At 71.0% G+C, this 5,917-nt stretch carries 5 protein-coding genes; 3 read left to right on the top strand and 2 right to left on the bottom strand.

Going from position 1 to position 5,917, the window contains the following annotated elements; all coding sequences use genetic code 11:
• The coding region (locus C1I98_RS33995) for an SAM-dependent methyltransferase (RefSeq protein ID WP_146607809.1) at positions 1 to 530 on the top strand (530 nt) is incomplete at its 5' end.
• 21 nt (positions 531 to 551) lie between these two features.
• Here the strand turns inward: C1I98_RS33995 and C1I98_RS33990 are convergent.
• Positions 552 to 1,334 (bottom strand): AfsR/SARP family transcriptional regulator, encoded by a 783-nt coding sequence (locus C1I98_RS33990; protein WP_158558295.1) that lies wholly within the window; start codon positions 1,332 to 1,334, stop codon positions 552 to 554.
• 66 nt (positions 1,335 to 1,400) lie between these two features.
• Positions 1,401 to 3,680 carry a terpene synthase family protein gene (locus C1I98_RS33985; protein ID WP_111171435.1) on the bottom strand — a complete coding sequence of 760 codons (2,280 nt, stop codon included), beginning with the start codon at positions 3,678 to 3,680 and terminating at the stop codon, positions 1,401 to 1,403.
• 175 nt (positions 3,681 to 3,855) lie between these two features.
• On the opposite strand from C1I98_RS33985, the gene C1I98_RS33980 reads away from it, so the two are divergent.
• Complete coding sequence (locus C1I98_RS33980; RefSeq protein WP_111171434.1) at positions 3,856 to 4,254, top strand: hypothetical protein; 399 nt, start codon at positions 3,856 to 3,858, stop codon at positions 4,252 to 4,254.
• 103 nt (positions 4,255 to 4,357) lie between these two features.
• Positions 4,358 to 5,917 (top strand): hypothetical protein (locus tag C1I98_RS33975; protein WP_158558294.1); only part of this gene is annotated, 1,560 nt, incomplete at its 3' end.

The following is a 5,917-nucleotide window of genomic DNA, read 5'->3' as shown; positions in this document are numbered from 1 at the left end:
GGCGGGAGTCCATCGACGTGCTCGACGTCGCCTGCGGCCACGGTCTGTACGGCCTGACGCTGGCCCAGCGCAACCCGCGGGCGAACGTCTGGGCGCTGGACTGGCCCAATGTGCTCACCCAGGTCGAGACGCACGCCGACCAGTTGGGCGTGCGCGACCGGCTGCACCAGGTGCCCGGCGACATGTTCCAGGTGCCCCTCGGCGGGCCGTACGACGCCATCCTGGTCACCAACGTGCTGCACCACTTCTCCGAGCAGCGGGCGGGCGAACTGCTGGCCCGGCTGGCGCCCGCGCTGAAGCCGGACGGCAAGATCGTGCTGGTCGGCTTCACGCTCGGCGACGAGAACCCGGCCGACGACCCGGCCCCGCACCTGTTCTCGATCCTGATGCTGGCCTGGACGTACGAGGGGGAGGTCCACTCGATCGCGGCGTACGACCGGATGCTCACCGCGGCCGGCTTCACCACCGGCCGCCGCCACGATGTGCCCGGCCTGGCCTTCCGCGTGCTGGTGGCCGACAAGGCCGGCTGACCGCCGGTGCGCGGCGGTGGTTCACAGGGCGCGGCGGGCCAGGCTTCGGTGCCAGCCGCGCTCGGTGGCCAGCACCGGGTCACGGGTCAGCACGGCCTGGTGCAGGTCGTGCAGCTCATCCCCCACGTCCAGGCCGTACTCTTGACGCAGCACCGCCGACACCGAGTCATAGACCTTCAGCGCCTCCACCTGCTGCCCGCACCGGAACAACGCGATCATGAGCTGCCCGCACAACCGCTCGCGGAGCGGATGCTTGAGCACCAGCCGACGCAGGGTCGCCACGATCTCGGCGTGGTTGCCCAGCGTCAGCTCCACGTCGAACCGCCGGTGCAGCGCCCGGAACCACTCCTCGGTGAGCTGCGGCACCTCGTCGCGGACCAGCGAGTCGGAGGCGATGTCGGCCAGCGCCGGGCCCCGCCACAGCCCCAGCGCCTCGCGCAGCAGCCGGGCCTCCCCGGCCAGGTCGCCCACGGTCTCGGCACGGGACGCCTGGTCGAGGAGGTCGCGGTACCGCAGCAGGTCGAGATCGTCGGCGGCCACCTCGATGAAGTAGCCGCCCGGACTCGTATGGATGGACTGGCACGACCCGTGGCCGTCGCCGAGCACCCGGCGCAGCCGGGCCAGGTGCGTCTGCAGCGACGCCCGCGCGTCGCGCGGGAAGCGGTCGTGCCACAGCCGCTCCATCAGGTCGTCCGCCATGACCACCCGGTTGGCGGACAGGAGAAGCGCGGCCAGGATGACCCGCTGTTTGGCGGCGTTGACGACGATCGTCTGGCCGCCACGCCGGACATCGAGTGGCCCCAAGATCGCGAACTGTAGTGAGGCATGCCGCATGCGTGACCCCCCGGACTTCCCTGTGTAGTCAAAAGATTACCTAAGGTCAACATCCTTTGACCAGGGGCGGCTCGCGACTCGCAGCGCGGATGTGCCGAGCCCGGAGGGCAGCAGGGCGAACTCCGCGTGCGGGCCGGCGGGCCGGTACCTGCTCAGCAGCTCCGGCTCGGCGTAGCGCTCGCATTCCTGGTGCCAGGCGAGGATGCCGGACATCCACTCCTTCAGCGCGTCGGTCTCGCGCAGCAGCGCCGCGCGCACCTTGTCGCCCAGCTTCAGCGTCTCGAACATGGCCGGCAGGTCCACCGACGCGATGTGCTCGAACTGCCGCATCCGCGCCTCCATCAGGCCCGCCACGACGTCGCGCGCCTTCAGCCGGTCGACGTCGAGGAAGTGCTCGACGACCACCACGATGTTGTGCAGCTCACCCTCGAACTCGACCTCCTTCTGATAGGAGAACAAGTCGTTGATGAAGCACGCGTAGTCGCTCGCGGCGGTCTCCAGCTCGCGCATCACCCGGTGCCGGTACAGCTCCTCGGGCACCAGGTGGGCGTGCGGCAGCCGGGCCAGGGCGATGGTGAGCTCGGAGCCGAAGGTCCTGCGGCGCATCTCGACGTAGTCGATCGGGTCGGGGATGCGGTTCTGGGCCTGGTTGGCCAGCTCCCACAGCCAGCTTTCCAGCATCACCTCGATGGTCTTGCGGAACCGGGCGCGCGCCTCGTCGCCCAGGCGCCCCGCCGTACGCCGCCACAGGTCGTCGAGCCCGCGCTCCAGCGGGTGTGCGGCGGCCACCGTCACCGGGGCGTCGAGGTCGAGCGGCATGAGCGCGAGCAGCCGCTCGTTGGTGAGCCGGGCCGTGGCCAGGTCGCGGCGGGCGCCGAAGGCCAGCGGGTAGTAGTCGTCGGCGTAGGTCCCCCACGACAGCCACTCCGAGGAGATGAACAGTTGCTCGGCGTCGGCGTCGGCGTGGATGTTGGCGGCGCAGTACGGGAAGTCGTACCCGACGAACTCCCGCTCGGTCCACAGCGCGCCGCGCTCGACCCCCGGCAGCGACTCGAACATCCCCATCCGGCGGGCCCAGGCCACCGCGTGCTCGCGCGCGGCCGAAAGGTGCGGGCTGGTGCGCACCGGGAACGGCATGTAGAGGTCGGGCACCGGCAGGTGGCCGACCGGCCGGAACGGGGTGAACGAGTGCTGCCGCACCCGCTGGCGTAGCCCCGGCCGGTCGGGCGTGGGCAGCAGCCAGGTGGCCGCCGAGGAGCCGAGCGCAGGGAACCCGAACGACGGCGCGCCCACTGCGGGCCCGTCGCCGGTCGCCAGCTCGTCGTTCATGTAGCGGCTGGACCGGGCGTGCCACTCGTGCCCGCCGGACTGCCAGTCCTGCAGGCCCTTGGCGTAGGCGGCCACCGCGACCTGCTCGTGCGCCGGGCAGGCCCGGTCGGCGAGCAGCGCCGGGACGTGGGTCAGCGCGGTGTTCTCGAACTGCTGGAGCCGGGAGGTCAGCAGGTCGTTGACCAGCTCGGCGGCCTCCTGCGTGGAGCAGCCGAAGAACCGCTCGAAGACCAGCACCGCGTTGGCGTTCTCGCCCTCCTCACGGACCTCGCGCTCGTAGGAGAACAGGTCGTTGCGCAGGTGGACGGCGTCGGCGAAGGTGTCGGCCAGGACCTCCATCGGCCGCGTCGCGGCCAGCCGGTCGGGCACCTCCGCGCGCACGGCGTACTCCACCAGGTTGGCCGACCACGGTGCGCCGCCCACCCGGCGGCGCATCTGGACGTACTCGATCGGGTTGGCGATCCGCCCCCTGTTGATGTTGTCGAGCTCCCACATCGACTCGACCATCAGGTTGTGCGTGCTGGTGATGAACCGCCGCCGCCAGCCGTCCGACATCGCCGGCACCGTGCGCGCCCACAGATCGGCGAGCCCTGCCTCGCACGGGTTGGTCGGCTCCGGCGGGGTCTCGCCGTCCATGGTCATGAAGCGCTCCAGGCGGTCGAGGTACGCCTGCGCGCCCTCGGTGTCGCCGGTGTGCTTGTAGTGGGCCAGAAAATGGTCGTCGAAGAAGAAGACCCAGATGTACCAGTCGGTGACCAGATCGAGCGCCGGGCCGTCGCAATCGGGATGGGTGTAGGCGCACATCAACGGGTAGTCCATCCGGTGGAGCTCGGGCTCGTCCCAGATGACCCCGCCGCCGGGTTTGGGCGAGTCGAGCATGCCCATCTCCCTGGCCCACGCCGTGCTGTGCGCGCGGGTGCGTTCCACATGGGGGTTGAGCCGCGCCGGGTGCGGCACGTAAAAGCCGGGCAACGTGAAGGCGTGCATGGGCTGCCTCTCATGGTGGCCAACGTACGGTAATGAGCCTGGCACTTTGCGTGGCGTCCCGCAAGGCGATAAAACCCTGTAGATCTTCGGGTGAGTATGGGGCTACTCATGTGCATGGGACGGCCGCCTGACAAGACTGGCGATCAGGGTTGCAGGCCGTCAAGAGGGGATCACGATGCCAAACGGGCTGAGCCCGGCCGCGTTCATCCTGCCCGACGTCGGCGTGGATCGCGACCCCCGGGTGCGGGCCGATTTCGAGTTCCGGTCCGGCGGCGTGCGGGTCGGCTGGTACAAGTTCATCAGCTACGACATCGACAAGATCCAGGCCACCCGGCTCTGGCTCGACCACCTGGTCGTGACGATCACCAAGGGCCCCGCGTCGATGGACGAGCTACCCGCACACGAGACCGACGCCGTACTCCGGACCCACGCCGCAACGGCCGACAACTGGGCCGCCCGCTCCCGCCGCCTCCAGTTGCTGCTGGGCGGCTCGCTCACCGCCGAGTGGGACGTGGAGTTCCCGGTGGCCCTTTATCCCTTCCGTCTCGACGGCACATGGACGCTCGCCGGGTAGTGATCGCTCGGGTAGTGATCGCTCGGGTAGTGATCGCTCGGGTAGTGATTGCTGCCACACTTGGGTGACGCGTGGTCCCGATGCGGTAGCGACGGAGTGAGACGTGAGGACTTATTTCGAGCCGGATGAGGACGAGGAGTTCGAGGCGGCCAAAGACCTCATCGTCCGCAGGTGCGCCGCCTGGGCGGCCGAGCGTGGCTCGCGGGCCGACGAGGTGGTGCTCGCCGCGGCGCTCGAATCGCGGCATGTGAGCGTGGACGGCCGGCTCGCGTACTGGGGGCGCGACCAGGTCCGCCGGTTCCTCGGTGAGTACGTCCCGCGTTATGTCGTCGCCGACCAGGACGTACTGGAGCGCGCCCCCGAGACCCTGCTGACCCTGCTGCGGCACCTGGCGGCGACCGGGCTGCTCGACCCCCGTGGCCTCGGCCCGGAGGCGCTCGCGGTCGCGATCTCCGAGGTCGCCGCCGACTATCCGGACGTCGTCGCCGATCCGCGGCGGCAGTCGCTCGCGAAGTTCTGGACCCTGCTGGCGCTGGACCGCGGCGTCGACCTCCACGACCAGCACGCCCTGGACCGCTTCCAGGAGGACATCGACGCCGGGCGCGTGCCCTACGACCACGACCTGCTGGACGAGCTGGCCCTGGCCCAGTTCACGCAGCCGGACCAGGAGGAGGAGCGGGCGTTCGCGCAGCCGCCGGTGACGGTCCCGCTCCCCGCCGAGGCGGCCGAGGCCGCGGCGCGCAGCGAGACCGTCCGCCGGCTGAAGCTGCTGTACGAATGGGCCGATGACCGGCAGCTCACCCCCAAGGGCAGGCTGCGCGCGGCCGACGCCCGCGAGCTGGCCGGGCTGCTCGGCGTCGAGTCGCCGGAGCCGCTGCCGGTCTGGGCGCGGAAGGCCGGCCTGGTCCGCGTGGTCAAGGGCCGCCTGCGGCGCACCGCCAAGGCCGCGCCCCTGGTCCGCGACCCGGAGGCGCTGTGGCGGCGGGCCTTCGAGCGGTTCTTCGAGCTCGGGGCGGAGATCGGCTCGGGCGGCTCGATCCTGTCCGAGTGGTTCGACGAGATCATTCCCGACGTCCTCAACAGCCTGTACGGCATGCCGTCCCCCCTCCCGGTGGCCCGGCTCAAGGAGACGGTGTGGCTGGCCTGCCGGGAGAAGTACCTGGTCGAGGAGGACGAGCGCTGGCGCGCTGGGGTCGACGCCGACCTCGATGCCGCCTTCGCCGCGCTGGCCGAGCTGGGCGCGGTCGAGCTGAGCCACGGCGTCGCCGACGAGCTGTACTCCAGCGACCTGCGCCCCTCCGACGCCGAGGACGACCCGCCGCCGCCGCTGCCTCCTGAAGTGTGCGAACGCCTGCTCGCCAGGCTGGCCGAGCCCGGCCCCCTGGTCCGCCTGACGCCGCTCGGCACGAGCGCGACCCGTGACCGGATGCTGGCCGACGGCCGCGACGTCCCACTGCTGGGCGAACTCGCCGACGCGCCCCCCGCCGGCCTGCTCGGCGTACTCGCCCAGCACTACCCGGAGGAGGAGGCGGCCATCGAACTGGCAGGCTGGCTGACGGCCCACAACGGCGACACCGAGCCCCTGCTGCAAGCCGTACGCGACTGCCCGTACCGCACCCGCGCTTCAGCGATGCTCGCCGTACTGGCCGGAGCCCACCCGAAC

Source organism: Spongiactinospora gelatinilytica (genome assembly GCF_003236385.1).
In the GTDB taxonomy this organism is placed as follows: Bacteria; Actinomycetota; Actinomycetes; order Streptosporangiales; family Streptosporangiaceae; genus Spongiactinospora; species Spongiactinospora gelatinilytica.
Note: the sequence above shows the minus strand (reverse complement) of the source record. Positions and strands in the feature narration are given on the sequence as shown.